Below are 26974 nucleotides of genomic sequence, written 5' to 3'. Positions count from 1 at the left end.
AAAATGATGCGGTTGTATGCTAGATCAGTGTCATTTGCGTTTTTCATTTACCGGCAGTTTGGCCGGGTTATTGATCGTGTCCGTAACGAATAGAAAATCCGTGGAGATCCGCCCGATCCGTGTCATCCGCGTTCCAATCATTGCAATGAAAAAGATCATCACCATCATAGCCCTTTTGCTTTCCTTTGCCGCCTTCGCGCAAAACGAGCAGCTGGCGCAGAATTATTTCGAAAAGGGGGAGTTCGAAAAAGCCTTGGTCATTTACCAGGACCTGGAAAAGAAACAGCCCCACAACATTTTTTTTACCCAAAAGCTCGCGGCGTGCTACCAGCAATTGCAGCAGTATGAAAATGCGGAAAAATTATTACTGGAAAAGCTCAAGAAAACGGGGCAGCCATTGCTTTATGTAGAGCTGGGCTATAATTACCAATTGCAAAAGGACATGGCCAAAGCCGAAAGGAACTACCAGGCCGCCCTCAATACCATTGAAGAGAACCCTTCGAACGTATACAATGTAGCTACTGCTTTTGAGCAGAAAGTGCTTTTGGACCAAGCTGTTAAGGCGTATGCGAAGGCGGTGGAGATTAACCCGATGCTCAACTTCGATTACCAGGTGGCGCTGTTACAGGGGCAGCTGGGCAACGTACAACTGATGATAGAAAAGCTCCTGAGCTATGCCTACAACAATCCGCAGAACCTTATGGTAGTGCAAAACCAACTGGTCCGCTTTATGAGTGAGGAAGGCGAGGAAAACCCTACAGCCGAGGGCGAGAACAGCTTTAACTCGAAGTTGAGGAAAGCGTTACTGGTAAACGTGCAAAAAACGCAGGACATCTTTTGGAACCAGTTCCTGAGCTGGTATTTTGTACAGCAACGTGAATATGGCAAGGCCTTCGTACAGGAAAAGGCTATCTTCAAGCGCGACCCAGATACCTTTGGCAACATCGTGAACCTTGCCAAACTGGCTGTAGAGGAGAATGAAGATGCCACAGCAAGGGAAATACTCAACTTTATCCTGCAAAACACCACCGACCCCGAACTGCAATTACAATCGCACTACTACCTGCTGTCGATGGATATCAAATCGGCACAGGAAAAGGATCACCCGGCCATCAAACAGGCCATCAATGCTTTGCTCACACAATATGGCGTAAGCCCGTATTCTTTAGAGCTGCAACTGCTCAAGGCAGACTTTGAGGCATTCCACCTGAAAGATACAAAAGCGGGCATTGAAACACTGAACAAGACACTGGAGCTGCAGCTTAACAAATACCAGCAGGCACAGGTAAAAATGAAGCTGGCCGATGTATTGCTACTGGATGAAAAATTCAACCAGGCGATCATTTATTACGCACAGATCGAGGAAGATCTTAAGAACGATGCCGTGGGCCACGAAGCAAGCCTTAAAATGGCTAAGAGCAGTTATTACAAGGGCGATTTTGAATGGGCGCAAAAGCAGTTCAAGGTACTAAAATCGTCGGTGTCACAGCTTATCGCTAATGACGCGCTCGAAATGTTCCTGCTTATTAACGACAATACTGTAGAGGACAGCACCCAAACCGCCCTTAAGAAATTTGCCCGTGCCGACTTCAAGCTTTACCAAAATAAGAAAAATGATGCGTTGGCAGGGTTTAAAGAACTGCTCGACGACCCTACAAAAAGCATACAGGACGTAACGCTGCTGCGTATGGGCGAGCTGTACCAAAGCATGGGACAATATCCGCAGGCACTGGCATCGTACCAAAAGATCATCGACAACTACAAGGAAGGCATTTATGTAGACGAGGCGCTGTTCTTCTCGGCCGAGATCTATAACAAAAAGCTCTCCGACCCCGAAAAAGCCAAGCCACTCTACGAAAAAGTACTGTTCGAACATGAGGACAGCATCTATTTTATAGAGGCCCGGAAGCAATTCAGGCAGTTAAGGGGCGATACGAACAGTTAGGGAAGCGTTCATTGCGAGGAGGAACGATGAAGCGATCTTTCTGCGATTCCTATACAGCTAAATTTTACCATAAAATTATTAGCCCATAATTGCTGTACATCCTATCTTTGTTAACAGTTTACGGACGAATCAACGTATTACCAAATAACCAAATCCACTGACTATGATCATCTACAATGTTACCATTAATATAGACGACAGCGTACACGACAAATGGCTTACCTGGATGATGGAAAAGCATATCCCCGAAGTAATGGAGACCGGAAAGTTCTTCAAATCCAAGATCGTAAAGGTGTTGGTTGTGGAAGAAATGGGCGGTTCAACTTACGCCATACAGTATTTTGCCGATAGTATGGAAAAACTGCAGGCTTACTACACCGAGGATGCACCGAGGCTAAGGGAAGAAGGCGCGAAGCTGTTTGGCGACAAAATGCTTGCCTTCCGTACAGAGATGGAACTGATCAAAGAGTTTAAGATGGTATAATATTAGGGCCTTCGGGTAGTTTCCCAAAAATGGATAAAGTAAAAGCCAAAAAACACCTCGGGCAGCATTTCCTGAAGGATGAAAGCATAGCAAAGGACATTGCCGACACACTAACCGGTAACGGCTACAGCAAGGTGCTGGAAATAGGTCCCGGCATGGGCGTACTTACAAAATACCTGCTGGAAAAAGATATTGAGACCTGGGTGATCGAGATCGATACCGAATCGGTAGGATACCTGAATGCGCATTACCCCAAATTGCATGGCAAGATACTTTCGGAAGACTTCCTAAGGTACAACATCAGCAATTCGTTTGGTGATGAACCTTTTGCGATCATTGGTAATTTCCCATACAATATTTCGACCCAGATCGTTTTCAGGACATTGGAATTACGCCACCGCATTCCCGAATTTTCGGGCATGTTCCAAAAAGAGGTGGCCGAACGCATCTGCGAAAAAAAAGGCAGTAAAACCTATGGTATCCTTTCAGTGCTGGTGCAGGCTTTTTATGATGCTGAATATCTTTTTACGGTCGATGAGCATGTATTTAACCCACCTCCCAAAGTGAAGTCGGGCGTGCTGCGATTGATCCGCAAAGAAAATTTCCACCTTACTGTAGATGAAAAGTTATTTTTCACCGTGGTGAAAACCGCTTTTAACCAGCGCAGGAAAACGCTTCGTAACAGTTTAAAAACCTACAACCTATCCGATAATTTAAAGGAAGATAGTATCTTTGACCTGCGCCCGGAACAGCTTTCGGTAGAGCAATTCATAGAACTTACCCAAAAGATAGCGGCCAATGGAGTTTAAGATCAGTAAGGATTTTATTGCCCAGATCGAGCAATACATAAGTGAAAACCGTGAGCAGGAACTCAAAGACCTGCTACACGACATCCATACTGCCGACATTGCCGAGATCATGGACGAGCTGGATTCCGGCGAAGCCAGCTATATTTTCCACATACTTGACAGCGAAAGGACGGCTGAGATCCTGCTTGAACTTGATGAGGAAAGCAGGGAAAAGATATTAAAAGACCTTTCGCCAAAGGAGATCGCCGAGGAGCTCGATGAAATGAGCACTGACGACGCCGCCGACATCATTGCCGAACTTCCGGCCGACATGAAGGAGGAAGTTATCCAGGAACTTACCGATGATGAGCACGCCAAGGACATTGTGGACCTGCTTCGTTATGATGAAGATACAGCAGGTGGTTTGATGGCAAAAGAGCTCGTACAGGTAAACGAGAATTGGAACGTGCTTACCTGCGTAAGGGAGATGCGTACCCAGGCTGAGAACGTGCAGCGCGTACATTCGATATATGTAGTAGATGATGAGAACAAGCTAAAAGGCCGCCTGTCGCTGAAGGACCTTTTGGTTACTTCTACTAAAACGCCTATCAGCGAGGTGTATATCAAGAAAGTAGATTTTGTAAAAGTGACCACGCCCGATGTGGAGGTGGCTCGCATCATGCAGAAATATGACCTTGAAGCCATTCCGGTAGTAGACGAGCTGGGGAGGCTTGTAGGCCGCATCACCATTGATGACATCGTAGACGTGATCAAGGACGAAGCCGACAAGGATTACCAGTTGGCAGCGGGTATCTCCCAGGACGTAGAGGCGGATGACAGTATCCTCGAGCTGACCAAGGCACGCCTGCCCTGGCTGGTGCTGGCGCTGTTTGGTGGTTTTATTACCGTAAAGGTGCTCGGCATTTTTGAACCGGCCATGAAAAACCACGGCGAGCTGTTCTTCTTTACACCGCTAATCGCTGCGATGGCGGGCAATGTGGGCGTTCAATCATCCGCAATCATCGTGCAGGGTTTGGCGAACAATACCATCAGCGGGTCATTGTGGAACCGCCTGGTAAAGGAAGTCATGCTTACGCTGTTCAACGGGTCCATACTGGCAGCCATCCTCATACTGGGCAGCCATTTCCTGCTCGATGAAACCTACATATTGGGACTTACCGTAGGTGTTTCCCTAATTACGGTTATTGTGATCGCTTCACTTATAGGTACTTTCGTGCCTATTCTCCTCAATAAATTCGGTGTTGACCCCGCTTTGGCTACAGGGCCGTTCATTACGACCAGCAACGACATCTGCGGAATATTGATATATTTCTCTATCGCGAAAATGATATTGGGGTTTTAATCTTCTTCCGCAAAGAATCTCAAAGAAAACGCAAAGTTTCGCAAAGATTTTAATGAATTGCTTTGTGTGCCTTTGCTGCTTCTTTGTTTAACTTTGTGGAATAACACCATGTAATGGAAAAGATAAAGATCCTCCACATCGACTCCAACCATCCCATCCTTTGGGCGCAGCTGGAAGAAGCAGGCTTCATCAACGAAGCCGACTACAAATCGACTAAAGCTGAAGTGGAAGCAAAAATAGCCGGGTACCACGGCATCGTGATCCGCAGCCGGTTCGATATTGACAGGCAATTTTTGGATGCAGCAACCAACCTCCATTTCATAGCCCGGGTAGGGGCAGGGTTGGAAAGTATCGATCGCGACTATGCCGCCGAAAAAGGCATTCACCTGATCGCCGCGCCAGAGGGCAACCGCAATGCAGTGGGCGAGCAGGCGCTGGGCATGCTGCTGTCGCTCTTCAACAACCTGAATAAGGCCGACAGGGAGATTCGCAACGGGCAATGGGTGCGCGAAGGCAACCGCGGGCATGAGCTGGACGGCAAAACCGTGGGCATCATCGGGTATGGCAACATGGGGAGATCATTCGCTAAAAAGCTGCGCGGGTTCGATGTTGAGGTACTGTGCTACGACATCAAGCCATTTGTGGGCGATGCCAATGCAAAGCAAGTCTCATTGGAGGAATTGCAGGAAAAAGCCGATGTGCTGAGCCTCCATACGCCCCACACACCCGAAACTCACCGTATGATCGATGCGGGTTTCATCAATGCATTTGAAAAACCTTTCTGGCTTATCAACACCGCGCGCGGCAAAAGCGTGGTAACGAAAGACCTGGCCGACGCATTGAGATCTAAAAAAATACTCGGTGCGGCGCTGGACGTATTGGAATATGAAAAGTCATCGTTCGAACAATTGTTTACTACTGACATCCCTGAAGAATTCCAATACCTGCTGGATTCCGATAATGTGCTGCTGTCGCCGCACATCGCGGGATGGACATTCCAGAGCCACGAGCGCCTGGCACAGGTGATCGCCGACAAAATAAAGGAACTATATCATGGCAATACTTTTGCCAATGATGAACAGCCATAAAAAAGGTATCTGTTGAATAATTACGTATGGAGAAAATTGTTCCGGCAGTGAATAATAAATTAATTATTTTAGCTGCATAACCAAAAACCAAAAAATTATGGAATGGTACCTTAAAGTGATGAGGGACAATTATGCGAATTTTTCCGGCAGGGCAAGGCGGAGTGAGTATTGGTATTTTACGCTTTTCAACGTATTGGCCATAATTTTACTGGCATTGCTTGGCCTGGTCACAGGTATCTTTTTTGTTTTTTATCTGGTCTATATTATTGCGATGATCATCCCAAGCCTTGCCGTGTCTGTGCGCAGGCTTCATGATACCGGCAAAAGCGGATGGTTCATATTGCTTGGGCTTGTCCCGTTAGGAGGGCTTGTTTTACTGGTTTTCTATTGCATTGAAGGCGACCGCGGCTCCAACGAATATGGTCCTGACCCGAAAAATGATAACTATAACGAATTTGATGACATAGGCATGAAACAGCCATATTAATAAAAATAAAAAGTCCCGATAACTAATGCTCATCGGGACTTTTTATTTACAGGTGTTCGTCTCCTTTTTCGGCCAGCTTCCGTTCCAGTTCTGCCTGGAATTCCTCCATCACGGGGCGCACGGTGCTTTCGGGCAGGTCGGCAATGCGTATATACATGAGCCCATCTACCGAATTATTGAAAAGCGGATCTACGTTAAAAGCAATGACCCTTGCATTCTGCTTAATGTATTTTTTGATAAGTACCGGAAGGCGCAGGTTGCCCGGCTCTACTTCCTCAATGAATTTGTCGAACTTGTTCAGGTCGGCTTCGGCTTCCTCAAAAACAAAGTCTTTGTCGGCATCCTTCAGCTTCACCTTGTATTCCTTTTTAGGATGCACATATTGCGCGATGTACGGATCGTAATAATGCGATTTCATGAACTCGATCATCAGCGACTTGGAGAAATCCGAGAACTGGTTGCTGATACTTACACCACCAATGAGGAACTTGTGCTCAGGATAGCGAAGTGTAGTGTGTACAACGCCCTTCCATAAAAGGAAAAGCGGCATGGGCTTTTGCTGGTATTCTTTTATGATAAAGGCCCTGCCCATCTCTATCGATTTGCTTAGCATATCATACAGTTCGGGCTCAAAACGGAATAAGTCGTGCATGTAAAACCCGTCGATACCATATTTTTTATAAATGTCTTTCCCCAGTCCCATCCGGTACGCACCGGCAATGCATTTGGCCTCGTCATCCCACAGGAACATGTGGTGGTAATATTTATCGTAGCGGTCAAGGTCAAGCGATTCATTGGTACCTTCGCCCACTTCACGGAAGGTGATCTCGCGAAGGCGGCCCAGCTCATGGAGGATATTAGGGATCTTATCTGCCGACACAAAGAAAACCTCATAATTCTTGCTTTGCAGCAGGCGGTGGTCACCTTTTCTTAAAAAGGCTATTTCGTTGAGTATCTTATCGTGGTTGGCAGGCCCGGCAATTTGTTTCGGGCTCCTTGGTATCTTCAGGTTCAGGTTGGACGTGTCGATAAGCTTGGTGTCTTTCTTTTCAAACGGGTTGGCCAGCATATAGGTCTTCCTGCGAAGGAATTCTGAGTAGGCTTCCAGTCCTTCATGCTCATTCTGTTCGGCTACCGATATGGGCTTGCCTATCCGTACCTTGATCACGCGATCCTTTTGCGTTAGCAATTCCGATGGCAGCTTCGCCGTACGCAGCGTATCGCTCAATTGCGAAAGGAAGTAGAACAATTTGCTGTTCTTGGCATGGAAATAGATCGGGACTACCGGTACATTGGCTTTTTTGATGAGCTTTATCGCTCCCTCTTCCCACGGTTTGTCCACCACCAGTTTACCATCCTTATAAGTAGAGACCTCACCTGCCGGGAAAATACCCAGAGGCTTGCCATCGCTTAGGTGGCGCAATGCATCTTTAATGCCTGTCATGCTCGATTTGGCATCCTTATGGTTCTCAAAAGGGTTAACCGGCATTACATAAGGCTTCAGCGGCTCAATGCGGTGCAGCAGGAAGTTGGCTATTATCTTAAAGTTGGGTTCTTTCTCTACCATCAGCTTCAACAGCAGGATGCCGTCTATGCCGCCCAGGGGATGATTAGATACTGTAATATAGGCGCCGGTTTTGGGGAGGCGCTTCAGGTCTTCCTCAGGTATTTCGAACTTTATCTGGAACTCGTCAAGAATAGCGTTCAGGAACTCAAGGTCACTAAGATGCTTGTTCCTGTCGTATATTTTATTCATGGTCGAGATCTTCAGGACCTTCATCAGCAACCAGCCGGAAAAAGTTCCCAAAAACCCGTATTTATCAGTATTTATTGCTTTTGCAACTTCCTTTGCTGTAACTAAACTCATTCTCCATCTGTATTTCGGGCAAAAAACAAAGATAACAATTCTGATGAAACGCCGATCGGGATTGAATTTTTTAATTATTTAATTCAAAAGACCATTTCGGGAATTTAAAAAAATAATGTGTAGGATCCAACCAAAAGATATACCCCGCTGTTTTTCAATCAAATTCTGATTATATTTGGAAAAATTTCAGTTAATGATAAAGAACTTTACCTTCGCGATATTGGGGTCACTATTTTTTACTGCATCTTTTGCACAGTCCCATCTTAAAGAATTGCAGGAAATAGCCGACTCTGAAATGAAGTCGGCCTACTCCATCAGCCGCTTTACTGCCAATGAAAATACAGGCAATTATGATGTTACCTACCATAACCTTCAATTCACTGTAAACCCCGCAAATCAATTCATATCCGGTGTGGTCACTACGAACTTCATTGCGAAAGAAGACATGTCGTCCATAACATTTGACCTTACCAACCAATTGACGGTAAGCGCTGTGACCAAAAATGGCAACAACGTGCCTTTTACACAAAACAACAACGATGAGCTTATCATCACTTTCCCAGCGATACAGGCAGAGGGCACGAGTGGCTCCGTTATCATAACCTATTCCGGCGCACCGCCTATGGATTCTGATGCTTTTGTTGCCGATGAGCACAACGGCACACCGATCATCTGGACGCTTTCACAGCCTTATGGTGCAAAAGACTGGTGGCCGTGCAAACAGGACCTTAACGACAAGATCGACAGTATCGACATACGCATTACAGCACCTTCGCAATATGTAGGTGTAGCCAATGGCGTACAGCAGTCGCAGGTAGTGAACGGCAGCAACAAGACCACTCACTTTCACCACGGCTACCCCATACCGGCGTACCTGGTGGCCATAGCCGTTACCAATTATACCATATATACGCAAACGGCAGGCACAGCACCCAACACTTTCCCGATAGTAAATTACTTTTACCCCGAAAATGTCGCATCAGCACAGGCACAGGTTGCCGTAACGGTACCTATCATGAACTTTTTTGAAGAGACTTTTGAGACCTACCCCTTCCACCAGGAAAAATATGGCCATGCACAATGTGGTATTGGCGGCGGGATGGAACACAGCACCGTATCGTTCATGGGGAGCTTTGGCCGCCAGCTTATAGCACACGAGCTGGGACATCAGTGGTTTGGCGACAAGGTCACCTGCGGGAGCTGGAAGGACATTTGGCTTAACGAAGGCGCGGCTACCTACCTTGCCGCATTGGTCACCGAAGAACTGGACGGGCCGGTGAGCTTCCAGGACTGGAGGTTTTGGACAATAGACAACATTACCTCGCAGCCGGGTGGCAGTGTTTACCTCACAGATAATGATACGCTCAATGTGAACCGCATATTCAGCAGCAGGCTGAGCTATAACAAAGGCGCGATGGTGTTCCATATGCTACGCTACAAAATGGGCGATACCAATTATTTCCAGGCACTGCGCAATTACCTTGCCGACCAGGACCTGGCTTATGCTTATGCCAAAACCCCAGACCTGCAGTCACACCTGGAAGCACAATCAGGCATGGACCTTGATGAGTTTTTTAACGACTGGGTATATAAGCAGGGCTACCCTACGTATAACATTAATGTGTCCTCCGGCAGCAACCTTGCCATAGTTACTATTAACCAAACGCAGTCGCATCCATCGGTCAGTTTTTTTGAAATGCCTGTGACCATACGCTTTACTTCTAACAGCGGCGCCGAATATTATACCGTACTCGACAATAGCTTCAATGGCCAGCAGTTTACCGTGCCTTTGCCGTTCACAGCAGTATCAGCAACATTCGATCCTAACCACCATATCATTACCAGGAACAATAACCTTACGCTTAAAAAGGAGAGCTTTGACCTGATGACGTCTATAATGCTATACCCTAACCCCGCATCGGAAATGCTGTCTGTAGACGTGCCCGAAGGAATTGCTGTAACCAAAGCTACATTCTACAACACCCTTGGCCAGAAAGTAATGGAAACAGGCGGCACATCATGGAATGTTTCGCAGCTGGCTACAGGTATGCATTTTATTACATTAGAAACAGATAATGGCAGTGTGCAGTTGAAGTTTGTGAAGGATTAGTCAATTTTAAGTCGCAGTTTTCAGATGCTTTGAAAAACTGCGACCTAAACCGATCATTACTCGATCCCCTTTACCTTTGATGCCAGAAATGCTATCCCTATACCAAACACACCAATGATGGCAAAGGAAGTACGCAGGCTGGTGGCTTCGGCTACGTGGCCTATTACAGGCGGGCCAAGCATAAACCCAAGGAAGCTCACGCTGGATACGGTTTGCAGTGCAATGCTGGGCGCGATGTTGGGCCTGCTGCCCGCCACGCTGAAAATTATGGGTATAATAGTAGATACGCCTAACCCGACCAGCATGAATGACAGTGTGGCCGGCACAAGGTAGGGAAATGCCACCGCGCCATACAATCCTGCCGATACCATGATGCCGGCGATCTGCAATACCCTTTTACGTCCAAGCCTGGCAATGATGATGTCGCCCGAAAAACGGCCTATCGCCATGAAGGCCATGAACGAGGCATAGCCCAAAACCCCCAATGCACCTTCGGCCCCAACAACTTTACGGAAGTATACCCCGCTCCAGTCGAACATGATGCCCTCGCTGAGCATGCAACAAAACGACATGACACCCAGCCATACCAGTACAGTGTCGGGTTTAGAAAATAGCTTGCGTTTTTCCCCCGTTCTTTTAGGGCTTTTTACTTTTACCAAATATTTATAATTGAAAAGGATAACGCTCCATATTGCCACAGCAACGATAACGAAGTGCCAGTTTGGGCCAAGGTGCATCGCCTTCATGCCGATGCCGATCAGCGCACCCGTAAACCCGGCAAGGCTCCATGCCCCATGGAATGACGACATTACCGCCTTTCGAAAAAGGCCTTCGGTGTAAATCCCTTGGGTATTGACAGAAATATTGGTAAGGTTGCTGCACATCCCGAAAAAGAAAAGCGCTGCCGAAAGGTGCCATTGCTCTCTTGCAAAGCCTAATCCGATCAGGGCACAAACGTAGAGGCTGAGCCCAAGGACAACCGTTCGGTGGCTGCCGTACTTTACGGCCAATCGTCCGGAAAAAGGCATAATGCATAATTGTCCGACCGGAATGGCAAATAAGATGGTGCCAAGGCTGCCTTCGTTCAGTCCGAGGTAGGCCTGGATATCGGGGATGCGGCTTGCCCATGTGGCAAAGTTAAGCCCCATTGCAAAATAGAACAGCGTTACTGCCCACCTTACGCGTTTCAGGTAAGAGGCCTTTACATCCTTATAGGCTTTCCGCAACCGTTTGGAAGGCTGGTCGGCTAGAACGAGTTCCTGTTCCATTTAAAAATGCTTTTACAGAATAAAATTACAGAATTTAGCAAAACAGCCTGTATACTATTTTGTCAAAGTTGTATAGACTTGCCTAACGACCTCACCGCCCAACCCTTCTTCTAATTAGCGTGTGGACACAAATATTTGACAGCCGAAATTGATCCCCTAACGGGAAAACCGATCATCACATCATTAATTCGACCAAGATCAAATCCCTACGGGATAATTCAGATGCTGCTATTTCCAATTAGGGAATATACTTTGGCAGCAGTTTCACCCGTGTGTTATATTCTGTAATGCCACTGTAATTCAAGTAAACGAACCTGCTTGCCACAGGCAGGTCTACCCTTCAACAAATCAACCTATTACCATGCGCTTTCCTGCGTCAGCAATTCTATTTCATGTGCGGTAATATCGAGGTCTGCTGCCTTCATAATGCTTTCAAGCTGTTCAATAGAGGTCGCGCTCACGATAGGCGCAGTGACCGACGGCCTGTGGATAAGCCATGCTACCGCTACTGTTGCCTGTTTGGTTTTTAACTGCTTTGCCACTTCGTCGAGGGCGGCAAGGATCTTGAAACCACGATCATCAAGGTATTTTTCCACGCCACCACCACGCGGGCTTTTTGACAGATCATCTTTAGAACGGTATTTCCCGGTAAGAAATCCGCTGGCAAGCGAATAGTAATTGAGCACTCCAAGGTTATTGCCCAGGCAAACCGGCTCAAGTCCGTCTTCAAAAGCCGCCCTTTCGTAAAGATTGTAGTGCGGCTGGAAGGTTTCATACAATGCCAGGCTATGCTGCTGCGCCACTTGCAGGGCTTCTTTGAGCCTTTCGGCGGTAAGGTTGGAGGCACCGATGTGGCGAATCTTGCCTGCTTTTATCAGGTCGGCATAAGCATCAAGGGTTTCCTCAAAAGGCGTTTCAGGGTCGTCCCAATGCGACTGGTACAGGTCGATGTAGTCAGTCTGCAGTCTTTTTAATGATGCATCCACAGCCTTCATGATGTATTTTTTCGACAGGTCGACCTTACCCTGCCCCATGTCACTCCCTACTTTGGTCGCGATGATCACCTCCTTGCGGTTGCCACGCTTCTTCATCCAGTTGCCGATGATGGTTTCCGATTCGCCACCTTCATTACCCGGCTTCCATCGGGAATACACATCGGCAGTATCAATAAAATTAAAGCCTTTGCCCGTAAAGGCATCGAGGAGTTCAAATGATCTCTTCTCATCTATCGTCCACCCGAATACATTGCCGCCAAACGTGATGGGATATACGTGCAGGCCTGTAGTGCCAAGTTGTCTTTTTTCCATGATCTTTTGAAATTTTACTTGCGATCCAATATTTAACCACATAGCTACATAGACTATTAAAATTCGACTATTAAGTGCGAACGAAGCAATACAAAGGATGTAGCGACACTTCGACTATGTGGAATTATGTGCCCTTTTGACGTTGCTTATGACTAGGAACCCTATGTATCTATGTGGTAAAATGGCTTATTCTTTTAAATCTATTACACTTTTTTCTTTGCTACTCTGTTGCGCTGCATTTATTATTTTCATGACCCTGATGCCATCATCGGCTGTCACGGGCTCTTCTGAATTTTCAACTATTGACTTATACAATCCGTCAAACAGGCTGTAATAGTTACCCTGCTGTGTCGGGATATGCTTTCGCAGCACCTCGCCATCCTTCTCACAATGGAGCAGGCCGCATTTGTCTTCGGGTTCGGTACCCCAGTCGGTAAGATTTGGCTTTTGTCCAGTTTTCAGCACATCTTCCTGTACATCGCCGCGATGTTTCAGGAATGAGCCCTTTCGTCCGTGCAGCGCATAAGCCGGAACGCCTTCGCGGACAAAAAAGCCGGCGTGAAGCTTTACCCTTTTGTCGGGATAGTAAAGCATGATACTAAAATCGTCATCTACTATGGAGTTCTCCCTCAACTGGCGTATATCTGCAAAGACCGCATCGGGGAATCCAAACAGGTAAATTGCCTGGTCAATAAGGTGCGGGCCAAGATCGAGCAATACTCCTGCACCGGGATTGGCGCTTTCCTTCCATGCCTTTGGACTGAGGATCGGATTATAACGGTCAAAACGAAATTCGGCTTCGACAATGTCGCCCAACAGGTTTTCATCGAGTACCTTTTTTACGGTTTTCAGGTCACTGTCCCAACGGCGGTTCTGGAACACGGCCAGCTTCAGGCCTTTTTCTCTGGCTAAGGCTCCGAGCTCTTCGGCTTCCGCTACCGTAGTAGTAAAAGCCTTTTCCACGAGGGCGTGCTTCCCGGCTTCCAATACTTTTTGGGCATACGCAAAATGGGTATCCACAGGCGTATTTACAATTACAAGTTCCACATCATCGGCTAACAGTTCTTCCAACGATGCGTAACTTTTCACATTTGGGTAATCCTGTTGTATGAGCTTCTTGCTGCGTTCCCACGAGCCTGTGAGCTCAAAACCGGGATGCAGTTGCAGGAACGGGGCGTGGAATACCTTGCCCGACATTCCGTAAGAGAGTAGTGCTGTTCTTATCATAGGCCTCACCCCTAACCCCTCTCCAAAGGAGAGGGGAATAGGACGTTTTCAAATTAATATTTATCGTTAGTCTTCGAGTTGTGCACGTTCGTACTGCTTTGGCCAAATGACATCAGCGTGAAGGTCGTGGGCAAAGGTAAGGGCAATGTTCGGGTCGCGCAGGGCTTCACGGGCAAAGAATACCAGATCGGCTTTACCGTCTTTAATGATATCTTCGGCCTGTTGCGCTTCGGTAATAAGGCCTACCGCACCGGTACAAATGTGGGCTTCCTTCTTTACCCTTTCGGCGATCGGCACCTGATAGTTGGGGCCAACAGGGATCTTTTGGTACGATACTGCCCCACCTGACGAACAGTCGATGATATCCACGCCATTTTCCTTAAGTATCTTAGCCAGTGCAACGGTTTCATCTTCATTCCATCCTCCCTCTGCCCAATCGGTACCTGACAGCCTTACAAAAAGCGGAAGATCGCCAGGCCATTCCAGTCTTACAGCATCTATAGTCTCGAGCATGAAGCGGATGCGGTTCTCAAAACTGCCTCCGTATTCATCGGTACGGTGATTGATAAGCGGTGATAAGAATTGGTGTTGGAGATAACCGTGGGCCCCATGTATCTCAAGTACTTTATAGCCAGCTTCCCGCGCCCTTCTTGCTGCTTCCCTAAAATCGCCGACAACACGCTTTATATCTTCCCGGGTCATTTCGAGAGGCAGCATTGCTTCATTATCATGATAGGGGATCGCGCTTGGAGCTACGGTGGTCCATCCTCCCTCATCGTGTGTAAGCTTCCTGTTGCCCTGCCATGGCGTAGATATACTGGCCTTACGTCCGGCATGTGCCAATTGGATTCCCGGAAAAGCATTTTGCGAAAGTATAAAAGCCGTTATCTGCTTGTATTTTTCGATATGCTCATCGCTCCAGATGCCGAGGTCGCATGGCGATATCCTGCCTTCGGGCGATACCGCGGTGGCTTCCTGTATCACAAGACCTGCCCCACCTATGGCCCTTGCCCCGAGGTGTACCAGGTGCCAGTCGTTCGCAAAGCCATCCTCTGCCGAATACTGGCACATGGGTGAAATGACGATACGGTTCTTGAGAATGATGCTTTTTATTTGGAGCAGTGAAAAGAGTGATGTAGCCATAGCTGTGTTTTTAAAATGGGACAGTACATACAAATCCGAAAGCAATTCTTACGTGTTTTGGATCTGCCACGTAAATTTACCCCGTAAAATCGAGACCATAAAACCGTGGCGACGATTATTAACAAACATTTAAACGCACGTGGAAATTAAATCGATGCAAGTGATCAGAAAACACTATTTTTGTGCGTTTACAGATAACTAAAATAAAATAATGGATATAGTTGTAAAGGTAGGCCAAATGCTGCTCATGCTGTCGATTTTGGTCATACTGCATGAATTTGGGCACTACATAACCGCAAAATGGTTTAAGGTAAGGGTAGAGAAGTTTTACCTTTTTATGGATGCGGGTTTCTCACTGGTTAAGAAAAAGATCGGCGAAACGGAATGGGGCATCGGATGGCTGCCGCTGGGTGGTTACGTGAAGCTTTCGGGCATGATCGACGAGAGCATGGACACCGAACAGATGAAAAGCGAGCCACAGCCGTGGGAATTCCGCGCTAAGCCGGCCTGGCAAAGGCTTATCATCATGCTGGGAGGCATCATTGTAAATGTATTGCTGGCATGGCTGATATTCAGTGTGGTTTACAGCACTTACGGAAAGAAATACGTTTCCACCGAGATGACTCAGGAAAAAGGCCTTGTATTTGGCGAGACCGGCAAGAAAATAGGTTTCCAGGACGGCGACAGGATCATCAGCGTAGACGGAAAATACCAAAAGAATTTCAACAGGATGCTCCTTGATGTACTTTTGGGCGAAGAAATTAAGATACAACGCGACGGTAAACCCGTAACCCTACACCTGACCGATGCAGATATCAAGCTGATACTCCAGACCGAAGGGCGTAACTTTATGCATACACCGGTAAAAAGGGTAATGATCGACTCGGTGACGAAAAACTCGAACGCCGATAAGGCAGGACTGATGGCAGGTGACCAGATCGTATCGATAGATGGTAAACAGCACAAGTATTTCGGGCAGATGAACGAAGAGGCTTTTAACCATAAAAAAGGCGATCTGAACCTTGGCATACTTCGCAATGGCGAGGCGCTGACCGTTACGGCAGCCGTGGATAGCCTTGGCAAAATGGGATTGGTCCAAAAACCGGAATATGACAGGGATTTTAGTGTTGTGGAAAACCACAACTTCTTTTCAGCCGTGCCCGTAGCCATGCGGGAATCGTACGACCTGATCGTGTACAACGTAAAACAGTTTAAACTGATCCTGCGCCCAAGCACAGGCGCATACGAGCAGGTGAACAGCGTGATAGGCATTGCCGCCAAGCTTCCATCTACATGGAACTGGGAGTTTTTCTGGAACTTTACAGCCCTGTTCTCCATAGGCCTTGCCTTTATGAACCTGCTCCCGATACCGGGACTGGACGGAGGGCATGCGCTGTTTACCATAGCCGAAATGATAACCGGGAGAAAATTGAGCGATAAGGCTGCCGGTACCGTGCAAACCGTTGGGATGATCATACTACTAAGCCTCATGGCGTTAACCTTTGGCAAAGACATATATCAGCTTATCTTTAAGTAAACGCTAAAAAATTCTTTTAAATTTTTAGCCAATTTATTTGCGAAAACTAAAAATGGTTATATATTTGCACCGCAATAAAGGCAAAGCTTTTACCTGCGATCGTTCATAAAATAAGAATAAAACCAGAAAATATACAGTTTCCTCCTTAGCTCAGCTGGTTAGAGCATCTGACTGTTAATCAGAGGGTCCTTGGTTCGAGCCCAAGAGGGGGAGCTTTTAAAGCCTTGCAGAAATGTGAGGCTTTTTTGTTTTTATCAAATCCTTTATCTTTGATAAAAACCACTCACAATGAAAAACCTCCTCTCCCTCCTACTCTTCACCCTATCCTTATCAGCACAGGAATATAAAACCATTACCTATTTTACTAACGACAGCCTTAAGCTGGAACTCGACCTGTTCCTGCCAAAGGGAAAACAAGCAGGTAAAACACCATTGCTCATCCACGTTCATGGGGGCGGGTTTAGTGGCGGACAACGCAAGGACGGCCACCACATCTGCAGTTATGCGGCTTCTAAAGGGTATGCGGCGGCATCTATAACCTATTCCCTGTACATGAAAGGGAAGAATTTTAGCTGTGGAGGCATTTTGACCGAGAAAATAAAAGCGATACAGATCGCGGCCAACCAGTTGCAGCAGGCGGCGGTTTTTTTCATCAATAATAAAGACAACTACAATATTGACCCCGCAAAAATATTCATCTCCGGGAGCAGTGCCGGCGCCGAGACGGTATTGCACGCCGCCTTTTGGGAACAACCCATGCTGCAGCTGTATCCGGGAAAATTGCCTGCAAGTTTTAAATATGCCGGGATAATATCTGGTGCGGGTGCTATTATGGATATTAACCTCATCAATAAAGACACAGTCGTGCCGGTCATGCTTTTCCATGGCAGCTGCGATAAGACCGTGCCTTATGCTACCGCGGCGCACCACTACTGCCCGGCTGGCTCATCGGGATGGCTGATGCTGTTTGGGTCATACTCCATTTACAACCGCATTATCGAATTGGGCGGCAGTACACACCTTGTGACCTATTGCGGCGGCGAGCACGACTATAGCGACATGCTTTTCGCACAGGGGCAACAGCAGATCATCGACTTCATGAACCTCACGCTACGGGGCAGTAAAGAGCAATCGCATACCGTGGAACCTACCGGCAAGACTTGCTATGCTGATAGCGAATATAAATTTTGTTTTGGGAAATAACGATCCTGAAAATTCAACTAAAAACCTCCCGTAGCACCTCGACCGAATTGGGTTTACGGAAGCCTTCCAGGTGGAGCGCATAATAATCCAATAGTATCTTTAGCAGTGCCTGTCTTTCGGAAACGTGGAATGCCTTGCCGCTGTTGTCAAATTTTAGGTCCATTAAGGTGCGCAACAGAGCCGTTTCTTCCCCGGTAAGGCAACTGATGCCATGGTAGGGAGAAAATACGCCTTCGGTCATTTCGAAAAAGGGATGCGTGCTGTTCCTGTCCGGGTAAAAGCCCAGGAATTTGGTTATCTCCATTAGCAGCACGAGGTGGAAGTTGGCCGCATTGTCATGACCGTCAAGCCACAGCAGCGCCGCTTCCAGGAACGAATACAGGTTGAGGTTCTTTTCTTCTTCCTTGATGCAGTGGTGCAGCATTTCAGAGACAAAAATGGCTATAGTCGTCTTTACAATGTCTTTATTGATGGTGTGGTACGGGTGTGCCAGCCTTACTTCCTTAAAATGTTCTAAAGTGCCTTTGTTCTTATGCACGGCTTCGATCTCCAGTATCGTAAGGGGCTGGAAGTACACCGTTTTTTGTGCATTTTTTTTAGAGGAAAATGCATCCCGTACATAATAGGACCTAACCCCGTCTGATGCTGTAAAGCACTTTACTATAAGGCTTTTTTCCTGATACCGGAGCGAACTGATCACTATGGCTTTTGTCCTGACAAGCATTTTAGTTACCCCTTATGATCATTACCTTTTTAACCTTGGTTTGTGTGCCGTCCTCCGATGCGATAAAGATCATGTATACCCCGGATGCTACTTTGTGCTTCCCGAATGCCGTGGTATTCCATAGCACCGTTCCGCCTTCGGAGGTTGCCTCGAACACCAGGTTGCCCTCTATGTCGGTGATCTTTACGTTCACATTGTCCATCAGTCCGCTTATGTTCACATCGCCGTCAAAATTAGGCCGCACAGGGTTGGGGAATACATATACCTTACTTAAGTCGTCGGCCGCAGCGGTAGAAGTTCCTTTATAGGAAACCATGCCTTTTTCGGTCGCAAAAAAGATCTCGCCGGTTTGTGGGTCGATCTCAATGTCATTAATGATATTGCTTGGCAGCGGCGAATTTTCTTTAGTGAAATGGAATAGTGTTTTTTGTCCGTCGGGCGATACTAAAAAAGCTCCGGCACCTGCGGTACCTATCCATTTGTTGTTCGCGCCATCAACCAAGATGTCGGTTATGGCCTGTTCATACATGAGTTCCTGCGCGAGGCCGTCTTCCATTATAATTATGGCATTGGTGGTGAGTTCATCTTCGGTCATAAAACGCTCAACGCTCGACAGTACCCTTAACCCCTTGATAGTCCCTATCCAAAGGCGGTTATTATTATCAATAGCAAGACATCGCACATCGTTAGACGGTAAATTCCCTTCTTCTTCGCCTTTAATAACTATAACTTTATTACTGAGGTTTTCATTGAACGCTACAACGCCGTTTTTCCATGAAGGCAGCCATTTTGTACCGTTGCGGTCAACTAAGAGCTTGCCGAACCTTCCTTTTCCTACCTGTTCTTCCAAACTGTAGGACGTCCACTGATCAGATCCGGGGTTATATTTCTTAATGGCATCGAATATAAGGGCATTTGTGATCCATAAATTACCTGCCCTGTCAAAAGCGCCACCGTTAATACGTATGCTTACACCCGGGGCATTATCCTCCGTTTGATCTTTCAGGGCATTATTTGTATTTGTGTTATCATATAGAATTTCAGGTACATCATTTTCTACTTTTAGCATCCCGGACTCGTACGAATGTAAAAATACCTGGTTCTCATTAGAAGGGTTAAAATTTATATCAGATATGGACTTAGCCCCAAATAACTGATCATAAGGAATAGACTTCCATCCGTTTGCATCTAGCTTGCTTACACCATACTGAGTTCCGAAAGGAGTATATGCTCCATTAAATCCCCCAAAAACCGCCCATAGTGAATTTGGCGTTTTTTCTATAGAAAATATGTTGCTTCTCTCAGGGCCGTTAGGAGTAATGTTGGTTACCGCCGATATGTTGGTAAGCGGCATGGAAAAAACGCCCTTCTCTTTTGTTCCAATGAAAATATCGCCTCCAACTATGGTAGCACAGGTAAATGTAACGGTCTCTCCCGGTATGAGGTTGAGCTGGAATACCCGTACAAGATCTGCATTATACACATTAATACGGTTAGCACAGGTGCCGATCATATAACCATTTGTTTCCCTAAGGTCAACCATTTCTGTAGGGAACGTTTCGAACGGATAGGGTATGTTGTTCTGCAGGTCGGGCTTATACAGCGTACCATTGGCAAACCCGAAAAAGCTGCCGGAAAAGCTAAGTACTGCGGCCCAGGCTCCCCCAAAAATCTCATTCCATTGGCTATAATCATTTAAGTTAGGATGAGGAAAAGGCGCTCGCCTTAGCCCGTTGCTATACGTTCCAGCATAGATATAACCATTATGGATCGTTGTTTGCCTTACGGGAATTTCAGCACCACTGGGGCCCAGGTAATACGTGTCGCCAAATTCCAGCGTCGCCAGATCAAAGACCGCTATACCAAAATCGCAGGAAATATAAGCTTTACCCTCATATTCATAAATATGGTTGATCTTTTTGCGGGCAGCGGGTACAGTAGTTTCCTGGACAATGTCTATTTTATTGAGTACCGAAAAATCACTGTTAACAATTATGAGCAGGCCATTAGAGTTGCCCACCAAAGTCTTGCCATAAGTTGGGCTATGGTGTACCGCTGTTATGGTCTCGGCCTTTAGCCCGTCCACCGATGTTATGGTGCGTACCTCATTAGTGCCTACATTCATGCTGAACATGGCACTTTCCGAAGCCGCGAACATGCGGTTGTTCGACTGGGCAATGTCCTGGATATTATTATACGAAAAATAGCTCCCCCACATCTGGTTGCCCTGACCGAAGGACAAGGCATAAAACAAAAGGAATGCTATCGGTAAAACTCTTTTCATCAAAGCAATTATTTGCGCAAATATAAGCTAAAACGCAATTATAGATGTTTTTGTATGGCGGGCATAAAAAAAGCCCCTGCATTTGCAGAGGCTCTCTATGTTTTTTATCAATTACACCACTCCCTGTGCGAGCATGGCATCGGCAACTTTTACGAAACCGGCAATGTTCGCTCCTTTTACGTAGTCAATAAATCCGTCTTCCTGTGTGCCGTAGGTAAGGCAGGCACTGTGGATATTGTGCATGATGTTCTTCAGCCTTTCGTCCACTTCATCCCTTGTCCAGCTAAGGCGCAGCGAGTTTTGAGACATTTCCAGGCCGGAAGTTGCCACACCACCTGCATTGGACGCTTTGCCCGGCGCAAACAGTATTTTGGCATTTTGGAACGCAATAACCGCTTCCGGTGTGCTTGGCATGTTAGCGCCTTCGGCTACACACATACAGCCATTATCCAAAAGCTGCTTCGCTTCATCGCCATTCAACTCGTTTTGTGTAGCGCAAGGCAGTGCTATGTCGCATTTCACTTCCCACGGCTTGCCGCCAGCTACATATTTGGCATTAGGGTACTTTTTAGTATACTCGCTTATCCTGGCATACTGAACGTTCTTAATGTCCATTACATAGGCAAGCTTTTCTTCATTGATCCCCTCCTCATCATAAATATATCCGGCAGAGTCAGAGAAGGTAACTACTTTACCGCCCAGCTGCATCGCTTTTTCGGCAGCATACTGTGCTACGTTGCCCGAGCCTGAAACTACAACCGTTTTACCATTAAAGCTTTCGCCCTTAGTGTTTAGCATGCTCTGCGCAAAATATACGCAACCGTAGCCTGTAGCTTCCGGACGGATAAGCGATCCGCCAAAGCTGATGCCTTTCCCTGTAAGTACGCCTGTAAACTCATTCCTTAGCCTTTTGTACTGGCCGAACATAAAGCCTACTTCGCGACCGCCAACGCCAATGTCACCGGCAGGAACATCGGTATCAGCGCCAATGTGCTTTGCCAGCTCGGTCATAAAGCTTTGGCAAAAACGCATGATCTCGTTCTCTGACCTTCCTTTAGGGTCGAAGTCCGATCCACCTTTACCTCCACCCATTGGCAATGTGGTAAGGCTGTTTTTGAACGTCTGCTCGAAAGCAAGGAATTTAAGGATGCTCAGGTTTACCGAAGGGTGGAATCGAAGTCCGCCTTTATAAGGTCCGATAGCCGAATTCATTTGTATCCTAAAACCCCTGTTCACCTGTGTTTCGCCCTTGTCATCAAGCCACGTAACGCGGAACATGATCACCCTTTCGGCTTCCACCATGCGCTCAAGGAGCATTTTACCCTGATATTTCGGGTTTTTTTCGATAAAAGGAAGTACGGTCTCGGCAACCTCGTGTACCGCCTGTAGGAATTCGGGTTCGTTTGCGTTCCTTTTAGAAACGCTGTCCATAAAAGATCGTAAGCTATTAGTCATGTGTTGAATGGTTTGGTGTTTAAGAAAACGTTTTCGTTAGATCGGGCAAATATACATTTTTTGTTTATTCGGTTATGCCTTGATCTGGTTATTTGTTATCAGGTTTTATTAGTGGACACGGTTATTCGATCACAATTAAAAAACAAATAAACAAATAACCAAATTGACAGATCCACTATCCCAAAGCCTGCTCAATGTCAGCGATCAGGTCCTCAGCATCTTCGATACCTACGCTAAGGCGTACTAAATCGTCTGTTATTCCTATTTCCAGGCGCTTGTCTTCCGGTATCGAGGCGTGTGTCATCAGTGCCGGGTGATTGGCTAATGATTCTACGCCGCCCAACGACTCCGCCAGCGTAAACACTTTCAGGTTTTCAAGGAATTTTATCGCCTCTGCCTTTTCTCCCGAAGCGAATGTGAACGATACCATACCTCCAAAGCCGCCCTGCATCTGCCTTTTGGCAAGATCGTGGAACTTATGGCTTTCAAGCCCAGGGTAGTATACCGCCTTTATTTTTGGATTTTTGCTCAGGTATTCAGCAACCTTCTGGCCGTTCTCGCAATGGCGCTGCATCCTCAAATGCAGTGTTTTTATCCCCCTCAGTACGAGGAACGAATCCTGCGGCCCCAGCGTGGCTCCTGTGGCGAATTGTAAAAAGTGCATTTGCTCGCCCAGTTCGGCATCCTTCATTATCAATGCTCCCGCGATCACGTCGCTATGCCCGCCCAGGTATTTGGTGGCCGAGTGCATCACAATATCGGCACCAAGTTCAAGCGGACGCTGGAGGTATGGCGTAGCGAATGTATTATCTACAGCGAAAAGCACTTTCTTTTCCTTGCATATTTTGGCTACGGCTTCAATGTCAGCGAGCTTCATTAGTGGATTGGTAGGCGTTTCCACCCACACCAGCTTTGTATTGCCATTAAAAAGCGATCGGAATTTCTCCAGATCGTTCATGTCAACAAAATGGAATTTGATGCCACTATCTTTGTATACGCGTGTGAACATTCGGTAGGTCCCCCCATACAGGTCATCCATGGCAATAACCTCATCACCGGCCTTTAGCATGCGTAGTACACAATCGGTAGCCGCAAGCCCGGATGAAAAAGCAAGCCCGCGGGCACCGTTCTCAATGCTGGCTAATGCGTTTTCCAATGCCGTACGGGTCGGATTGGCCGCACGGCTGTATTCGTACCCGCTGTGCACGCCGGGACTCGATTGTACAAAGGTCGAAGTTTGGTAAACCGGTGGCATTACTGCCCCGGTAGACGGGTCGTGGTGCTGCCCGCCGTGTATGGTTTTCGTGTTAAATTTCATATAACGTGTAGTTTATTTGTCGAAAAATTTAAGCAAATTTACTCGAAATTGGTTAGCTGTGTAACACGACCGGCCACCTTTTGCAAAGAAATAACACCACGCTATATGAAACGCTGCCTTACCCTTGCCTTTACGCTACTGCTGCTTGCCGGATGCAAAGAAGAAAAGAAAGAAACGACTACGGTAAATACTGAAACTCCTGCCGATACCGCAGTATTGGCCTTTGAGCAAAAAAACTACGCTAAAAAAAGCACTATCTGTAAAAAGGAGTGTACCTACGTGGATATTAAAGTGCCTGAGGCAATGAATGGCGACAAGGCAATAGCCGACAGCATTAACCAGTCACTTTTCAGGGTAGCGCGCAGCATTGTGTACTTTGGGGAAAAGCCAACGAATGCGAAAAACTATGAGGAGCTCACGGCAATGTTCATAAAGTCATACGACGAGCTTGCGAAAAAATATCCTGAGGAAGCTGCCTGGGCCTGGGAAGCAAAGATCAATACCACAAAGGAATACCAAAGCGGGAACATCATGAACTTTAAGGTGAACAATTATATGTTCACCGGTGGGGCACACGGTTATGAAGGCAACCGTTCGGTGATCATCGATGCCAAGACGGGCAGGACACTAAAACGGTCGGACATCCTGAAAGATGAAAAAGGGTTTACTGCTTTCGCAGAGAAGAAATTCCGTTCGCAGCTCAACATCCCTGCCAATAAGCCCATTAATAGTACGGGGCTTATGTTCGAGAATAACAGGTTCGCCTTGCCGCAAAATATATTCTATTCGAACAACGGCATTACCTTGCTGTACAATCCTGTGGAGATAGCCTCCTTTGCCGACGGCGCCAAAGAAGTAAAGTTCACTTATGCGGAAGCAGGACCATACCTTAAAGTGAAATAATGCGGAGTTCAGGGTTCACGATCGCCTTTCCGGCCTGAAGACCTGAACTCCAAACTCCCCACTAAAGGAATTTTTTAATGCTCATCATGATCCCAAGGTGGATCCCTTCATGGTAATTGTTGAATGCGATAGCATCTTCCACTGTCGAAAGCGTAAAGCCAAGCTGCGTTTTGCGTTCGGTAAACGTTTTGAACACCCGGTTGTAATGATCTTTTTCTGTTCTCTCAATTGGTGGCAACAGTAGGGAACGTATTTCATCTGCTTCCTTTTGCGAAAGGTCGTATTCCGGCCTTGTACCGCGCATGTACTTCCCGACCAACTCGTCGCTAACATGCAACAGTTCTCCTGCCCCGCCATATACTAACATTTGCTGCGACACGATAATATGCCCTATATTCCATATCAGGTTATTATTGAAACCCGGCGGTATCCTGTTCAGCTGTTCCAGGGAATAATTATCAAAAAAACGGTCGTAGATCTCACGGCTTGTTCGTGTAATTTTAAATTCGTGCTCCATTTTTGTTCATATTGTTTGAAGCATAAATATAACGAATTTAGCATTGCCCGGCCTGAACTATGGTAAAAGCCTTAATTTTGCGAAATGAAAAAAATATTTTACCTGAAAACCTGCGATACCTGCCGCAAGATCCTTAACTCGTTGCCCACTACTGAAGGTTTTACGCTCCGCGAAATAAAGACTGAGCCAATTACAGCAGGCGAACTGGATGAAATGCACCGCCTCGCCGGAAGCTATGAAGCACTTTTCAGCCGCAAGGCAACACTGTATAAAGAGCGCGGCCTGAAAGATGTGCAACTTACAGAGGCCGACTATAAAAACCTCATCAACGAACATTATACCTTCCTGAGCCGCCCGGTTATCGTGGATGGCGAAAGCATCTTTGTTGGCAACAGCAAGAATAACGTTGAGGCTGCCGTTGCGCATTTGAGCCGTTAACAGTCCCTCAGTTATTTTTATTAACTTTGTGGCTCTAAATTTTTTGCATGATACAATCCATGACCGGGTTTGGTAAAGCATCGCTGCAGCTACCCAACAAAAAGGTGACCGTAGAAGTAAAATCCCTAAACAGCAAAGGCCTCGACCTGAATGTACGCATGCCTTCGGCTTTGCGCGAAATGGAACTGGGACTGCGCAACCAGATCGCCCAAAAGCTGGAACGCGGCAAGGTCGACCTCTCGCTTTTTGTTGAAGTGACCGGCGAGGAAACCTCTTCAAAGATCAATGTACCGATCGTTAAGGCCTATATTAAGCAGATGAAGGATGTGATCCCTGACGGCGATGATACCGAATTCATGAAGATGGCCGTACGTATGCCCGACGCGCTCAAGACCGAGCGTGAAGAGATCGATGAGAACGATTGGGGACAGATACAAACCGTTATCACACAGGCACTGGAAAACATCCATAGCTTCCGCGTGACCGAAGGCGTGGCTTTGGAAAAGGAGTTCCTTGTAAGGATATCCAACATCCTGTCGCTAATGAACGAAACAGTATCACTGGATGCCGAACGCCTGCAAACCGTAAAGACAAGGCTGCACACATCGATAGAAGAACTTCAGGTAAATGTAGACGAGAACCGCTTTGAGCAGGAACTCATTTATTACCTTGAAAAAATGGACATTACCGAGGAGAAAGTGCGCCTGGAGAACCACCTGAACTATTTTATTGAGACCCTTGCCGGTACCGAAGCCAACGGCCGCAAGCTGGGCTTCATTACCCAGGAAATGGGCCGCGAGATAAATACTATGGGATCTAAAGCCAACCATGCAAAAATGCAGAAGCTGGTGGTGCAGATGAAGGATGAACTGGAAAAAATAAAAGAACAGGTTTTAAACGTGCTTTAAATTCCAGGTTCCAAAATACGAACGACAACACAACAAAATGAATAAGGGCAAATTACTGGTATTCTCGGCGCCATCGGGGTCGGGAAAAACAACTATAGTCAGGTACCTGCTGGCACAACCCGAGCTGAACCTCGAGTTCTCGGTTTCGGCGGCCACCCGCGAGCCGAGAGGCAATGAGGAACATGGCAAAGACTATTATTTCATATCGCTGGAGGATTTTAAAAAGCACATCAAGGCTGAAGAATTCGTAGAGTGGGAAGAAGTATACCGCGACAACTTTTACGGTACGCTGAAAAGTGAAGTGGAACGCATTTGGGCCGAAGGCAAGAATGTGATATTCGACATTGACGTGGCAGGAGGCCTGCGCATAAAGAAGAAATTCCCCGAAGAAACGCTGGCTGTTTTTGTAAAGCCGCCCAGCATCGACGAGCTGAAGATACGCCTCAAGAAACGCAGCACCGAATCAGACGACAAGATAAACATGCGCATAGCCAAGGCATCGGTAGAGCTGGCTACCGCACCGCAATTTGACGTGGTGATAAAGAACTACGACCTGGATATTGCAAAGCAGGAGGCCTATGAGTTGGTGAAAAGCTTCGTTAATAAGTAG

General features: G+C 46.8%; 23 protein-coding genes and 1 tRNA gene. 14 read left to right on the top strand and 10 right to left on the bottom strand.

Features of this window, described 5'->3' with window-relative positions; genetic code table 11:
- Positions 1-145 precede the first annotated feature (145 nt).
- From ACT6R0_RS11485 to ACT6R0_RS11460, 6 genes are all read left to right on the top strand, one after another.
- Positions 146-1945, top strand: coding sequence for a tetratricopeptide repeat protein (locus ACT6R0_RS11485; RefSeq protein ID WP_444653255.1), 1800 nt, complete (start codon positions 146-148; stop codon positions 1943-1945).
- Between the two features lie 163 nt (positions 1946-2108).
- Positions 2109-2429 carry a DUF4286 family protein gene (locus ACT6R0_RS11480; protein ID WP_444653256.1) on the top strand — a complete coding sequence of 107 codons (321 nt, stop codon included), beginning with the start codon at positions 2109-2111 and terminating at the stop codon, positions 2427-2429.
- A 29-nt stretch (positions 2430-2458) separates the two neighbouring features.
- Complete coding sequence (gene rsmA / locus ACT6R0_RS11475; RefSeq protein ID WP_444653257.1) at positions 2459-3238, top strand: 16S rRNA (adenine(1518)-N(6)/adenine(1519)-N(6))-dimethyltransferase RsmA; 780 nt, start codon at positions 2459-2461, stop codon at positions 3236-3238.
- Positions 3228-4580: a magnesium transporter gene (mgtE, locus tag ACT6R0_RS11470; RefSeq protein WP_444653259.1), complete on the top strand. Its 1353-nt coding sequence runs from the start codon at positions 3228-3230 to the stop codon at positions 4578-4580. Before rsmA ends, mgtE begins: the two co-directional genes overlap by 11 nt.
- Positions 4581-4693: 113 nt before the next feature.
- Positions 4694-5668, top strand: coding sequence for a 2-hydroxyacid dehydrogenase (locus ACT6R0_RS11465; protein WP_444653261.1), 975 nt, complete (start codon positions 4694-4696; stop codon positions 5666-5668).
- A gap of 97 nt (positions 5669-5765) precedes the next feature.
- Positions 5766-6155, top strand: coding sequence for a DUF805 domain-containing protein (locus ACT6R0_RS11460; RefSeq protein WP_444653262.1), 390 nt, complete (start codon positions 5766-5768; stop codon positions 6153-6155).
- A gap of 46 nt (positions 6156-6201) precedes the next feature.
- On the opposite strand, the gene ACT6R0_RS11455 is transcribed toward ACT6R0_RS11460, so the two are convergent.
- Entirely contained in the window at positions 6202-8022 is a 1821-nt protein-coding gene (locus tag ACT6R0_RS11455; protein WP_444653263.1) for a GNAT family N-acyltransferase, read from the bottom strand.
- A gap of 193 nt (positions 8023-8215) precedes the next feature.
- On the opposite strand from ACT6R0_RS11455, the gene ACT6R0_RS11450 reads away from it, so the two are divergent.
- Positions 8216-10132 carry a M1 family aminopeptidase gene (locus ACT6R0_RS11450; RefSeq protein ID WP_444653265.1) on the top strand — a complete coding sequence of 639 codons (1917 nt, stop codon included), beginning with the start codon at positions 8216-8218 and terminating at the stop codon, positions 10130-10132.
- 56 nt (positions 10133-10188) lie between these two features.
- Here the strand turns inward: ACT6R0_RS11450 and ACT6R0_RS11445 are convergent, their stop codons facing one another.
- From ACT6R0_RS11445 to ACT6R0_RS11430, 4 genes are all read right to left on the bottom strand, one after another.
- The gene (locus tag ACT6R0_RS11445) at positions 10189-11400 is read right to left on the bottom strand and encodes an MFS transporter (protein WP_444653267.1); all 1212 of its coding nucleotides are present in this window, start codon (positions 11398-11400) and stop codon (positions 10189-10191) included.
- Between the two features lie 356 nt (positions 11401-11756).
- Positions 11757-12707, bottom strand: coding sequence for an aldo/keto reductase (locus ACT6R0_RS11440; protein ID WP_444653268.1), 951 nt, complete (start codon positions 12705-12707; stop codon positions 11757-11759).
- 186 nt (positions 12708-12893) lie between these two features.
- Positions 12894-13934 (bottom strand): Gfo/Idh/MocA family oxidoreductase, encoded by a 1041-nt coding sequence (locus ACT6R0_RS11435; RefSeq protein ID WP_444653269.1) that lies wholly within the window; start codon positions 13932-13934, stop codon positions 12894-12896.
- A 66-nt stretch (positions 13935-14000) separates the two neighbouring features.
- Positions 14001-15077, bottom strand: a complete 1077-nt coding sequence (locus tag ACT6R0_RS11430) for an NADH:flavin oxidoreductase/NADH oxidase (RefSeq protein WP_444653271.1) — start codon at positions 15075-15077, stop codon at positions 14001-14003.
- A gap of 211 nt (positions 15078-15288) precedes the next feature.
- Here ACT6R0_RS11430 and rseP point away from each other — a divergent pair, with 211 nt between their 5' ends.
- The 3 genes from rseP (at position 15289) to ACT6R0_RS11415 (ending at position 17817) form a co-directional block, all read left to right on the top strand.
- Positions 15289-16614 carry an RIP metalloprotease RseP gene (rseP, locus tag ACT6R0_RS11425; protein WP_444653272.1) on the top strand — a complete coding sequence of 442 codons (1326 nt, stop codon included), beginning with the start codon at positions 15289-15291 and terminating at the stop codon, positions 16612-16614.
- Between the two features lie 139 nt (positions 16615-16753).
- A tRNA-Asn gene (locus ACT6R0_RS11420) sits at positions 16754-16827 on the top strand.
- A 75-nt stretch (positions 16828-16902) separates the two neighbouring features.
- Complete coding sequence (locus ACT6R0_RS11415) at positions 16903-17817, top strand: alpha/beta hydrolase (protein ID WP_444653274.1); 915 nt, start codon at positions 16903-16905, stop codon at positions 17815-17817.
- Positions 17818-17830: 13 nt separating this feature from the next.
- Here ACT6R0_RS11415 and recO read toward each other — a convergent pair whose 3' ends face one another.
- The 4 genes from recO to ACT6R0_RS11395 all read right to left on the bottom strand — a co-directional run bounded on the left by recO (position 17831) and on the right by ACT6R0_RS11395 (position 23598).
- Positions 17831-18541, bottom strand: a complete 711-nt coding sequence (gene recO, locus ACT6R0_RS11410; RefSeq protein WP_444653276.1) for a DNA repair protein RecO — start codon at positions 18539-18541, stop codon at positions 17831-17833.
- A 1-nt stretch (position 18542) separates the two neighbouring features.
- Positions 18543-20825 (bottom strand): type IX secretion system anionic LPS delivery protein PorZ, encoded by a 2283-nt coding sequence (gene porZ, locus ACT6R0_RS11405; RefSeq protein WP_444653278.1) that lies wholly within the window; start codon positions 20823-20825, stop codon positions 18543-18545.
- Positions 20826-20936: 111 nt separating this feature from the next.
- The gene (gdhA, locus tag ACT6R0_RS11400; RefSeq protein ID WP_444653280.1) at positions 20937-22280 is read right to left on the bottom strand and encodes an NADP-specific glutamate dehydrogenase; all 1344 of its coding nucleotides are present in this window, start codon (positions 22278-22280) and stop codon (positions 20937-20939) included.
- 175 nt (positions 22281-22455) lie between these two features.
- On the bottom strand, positions 22456-23598 hold the full coding sequence (locus ACT6R0_RS11395; RefSeq protein WP_444653281.1) for a cystathionine gamma-synthase: 1143 nt from the start codon (positions 23596-23598) through the stop codon (positions 22456-22458).
- Positions 23599-23703: 105 nt separating this feature from the next.
- On the opposite strand from ACT6R0_RS11395, the gene ACT6R0_RS11390 reads away from it, so the two are divergent.
- Positions 23704-24501 (top strand): PdaC/SigV domain-containing protein, encoded by a 798-nt coding sequence (locus tag ACT6R0_RS11390; protein WP_444653282.1) that lies wholly within the window; start codon positions 23704-23706, stop codon positions 24499-24501.
- Between the two features lie 61 nt (positions 24502-24562).
- Here the strand turns inward: ACT6R0_RS11390 and ACT6R0_RS11385 are convergent, their stop codons facing one another.
- Positions 24563-25018, bottom strand: a complete 456-nt coding sequence (locus ACT6R0_RS11385) for a DinB family protein (RefSeq protein WP_444653283.1) — start codon at positions 25016-25018, stop codon at positions 24563-24565.
- A gap of 84 nt (positions 25019-25102) precedes the next feature.
- Between ACT6R0_RS11385 and ACT6R0_RS11380 the strand changes: the two genes are divergently transcribed.
- From ACT6R0_RS11380 to gmk, 3 genes are read left to right on the top strand one after another with little or no spacing between them, the layout of a single operon-like run.
- Positions 25103-25456, top strand: a complete 354-nt coding sequence (locus ACT6R0_RS11380; protein WP_444653285.1) for an arsenate reductase family protein — start codon at positions 25103-25105, stop codon at positions 25454-25456.
- Between the two features lie 47 nt (positions 25457-25503).
- A complete protein-coding gene (locus ACT6R0_RS11375; protein ID WP_444653286.1) occupies positions 25504-26364 on the top strand; it encodes a YicC/YloC family endoribonuclease in 861 nt (286 codons plus the stop codon).
- A gap of 37 nt (positions 26365-26401) precedes the next feature.
- The gene (gmk, locus tag ACT6R0_RS11370; protein WP_444653288.1) at positions 26402-26974 is read left to right on the top strand and encodes a guanylate kinase; all 573 of its coding nucleotides are present in this window, start codon (positions 26402-26404) and stop codon (positions 26972-26974) included.

Source organism: Flavobacterium sp., from assembly GCF_052437795.1.
Classification (GTDB): Bacteria; Bacteroidota; Bacteroidia; order Flavobacteriales; family Flavobacteriaceae; genus Flavobacterium.
Note: the sequence above shows the minus strand (reverse complement) of the source record. Positions and strands in the feature narration are given on the sequence as shown.

Bases quoted from the DNA above. Each gene is read 5' to 3' on its own strand.
- ACT6R0_RS11485 (WP_444653255.1), top strand. From the start codon at position 146: ATGAAAAAGATCATCACCATCATAGCCCTTTTGCTTTCCTTTGCCGCC.
- ACT6R0_RS11480 (WP_444653256.1), top strand. From the start codon at position 2,109: ATGATCATCTACAATGTTACCATTAATATAGACGACAGCGTACACGAC.
- rsmA (WP_444653257.1), top strand. From the start codon at position 2,459: ATGGATAAAGTAAAAGCCAAAAAACACCTCGGGCAGCATTTCCTGAAG.
- mgtE (WP_444653259.1), top strand. From the start codon at position 3,228: ATGGAGTTTAAGATCAGTAAGGATTTTATTGCCCAGATCGAGCAATAC.
- ACT6R0_RS11465 (WP_444653261.1), top strand. From the start codon at position 4,694: ATGGAAAAGATAAAGATCCTCCACATCGACTCCAACCATCCCATCCTT.
- ACT6R0_RS11460 (WP_444653262.1), top strand. From the start codon at position 5,766: ATGGAATGGTACCTTAAAGTGATGAGGGACAATTATGCGAATTTTTCC.
- ACT6R0_RS11455 (WP_444653263.1), bottom strand. From the start codon at position 8,022: ATGAGTTTAGTTACAGCAAAGGAAGTTGCAAAAGCAATAAATACTGAT.
- ACT6R0_RS11450 (WP_444653265.1), top strand. From the start codon at position 8,216: ATGATAAAGAACTTTACCTTCGCGATATTGGGGTCACTATTTTTTACT.
- ACT6R0_RS11445 (WP_444653267.1), bottom strand. From the start codon at position 11,400: ATGGAACAGGAACTCGTTCTAGCCGACCAGCCTTCCAAACGGTTGCGG.
- ACT6R0_RS11440 (WP_444653268.1), bottom strand. From the start codon at position 12,707: ATGGAAAAAAGACAACTTGGCACTACAGGCCTGCACGTATATCCCATC.
- ACT6R0_RS11435 (WP_444653269.1), bottom strand. From the start codon at position 13,934: ATGATAAGAACAGCACTACTCTCTTACGGAATGTCGGGCAAGGTATTC.
- ACT6R0_RS11430 (WP_444653271.1), bottom strand. From the start codon at position 15,077: ATGGCTACATCACTCTTTTCACTGCTCCAAATAAAAAGCATCATTCTC.
- rseP (WP_444653272.1), top strand. From the start codon at position 15,289: ATGGATATAGTTGTAAAGGTAGGCCAAATGCTGCTCATGCTGTCGATT.
- ACT6R0_RS11415 (WP_444653274.1), top strand. From the start codon at position 16,903: ATGAAAAACCTCCTCTCCCTCCTACTCTTCACCCTATCCTTATCAGCA.
- recO (WP_444653276.1), bottom strand. From the start codon at position 18,541: ATGCTTGTCAGGACAAAAGCCATAGTGATCAGTTCGCTCCGGTATCAG.
- porZ (WP_444653278.1), bottom strand. From the start codon at position 20,825: ATGAAAAGAGTTTTACCGATAGCATTCCTTTTGTTTTATGCCTTGTCC.
- gdhA (WP_444653280.1), bottom strand. From the start codon at position 22,280: ATGACTAATAGCTTACGATCTTTTATGGACAGCGTTTCTAAAAGGAAC.
- ACT6R0_RS11395 (WP_444653281.1), bottom strand. From the start codon at position 23,598: ATGAAATTTAACACGAAAACCATACACGGCGGGCAGCACCACGACCCG.
- ACT6R0_RS11390 (WP_444653282.1), top strand. From the start codon at position 23,704: ATGAAACGCTGCCTTACCCTTGCCTTTACGCTACTGCTGCTTGCCGGA.
- ACT6R0_RS11385 (WP_444653283.1), bottom strand. From the start codon at position 25,018: ATGGAGCACGAATTTAAAATTACACGAACAAGCCGTGAGATCTACGAC.
- ACT6R0_RS11380 (WP_444653285.1), top strand. From the start codon at position 25,103: ATGAAAAAAATATTTTACCTGAAAACCTGCGATACCTGCCGCAAGATC.
- ACT6R0_RS11375 (WP_444653286.1), top strand. From the start codon at position 25,504: ATGATACAATCCATGACCGGGTTTGGTAAAGCATCGCTGCAGCTACCC.
- gmk (WP_444653288.1), top strand. From the start codon at position 26,402: ATGAATAAGGGCAAATTACTGGTATTCTCGGCGCCATCGGGGTCGGGA.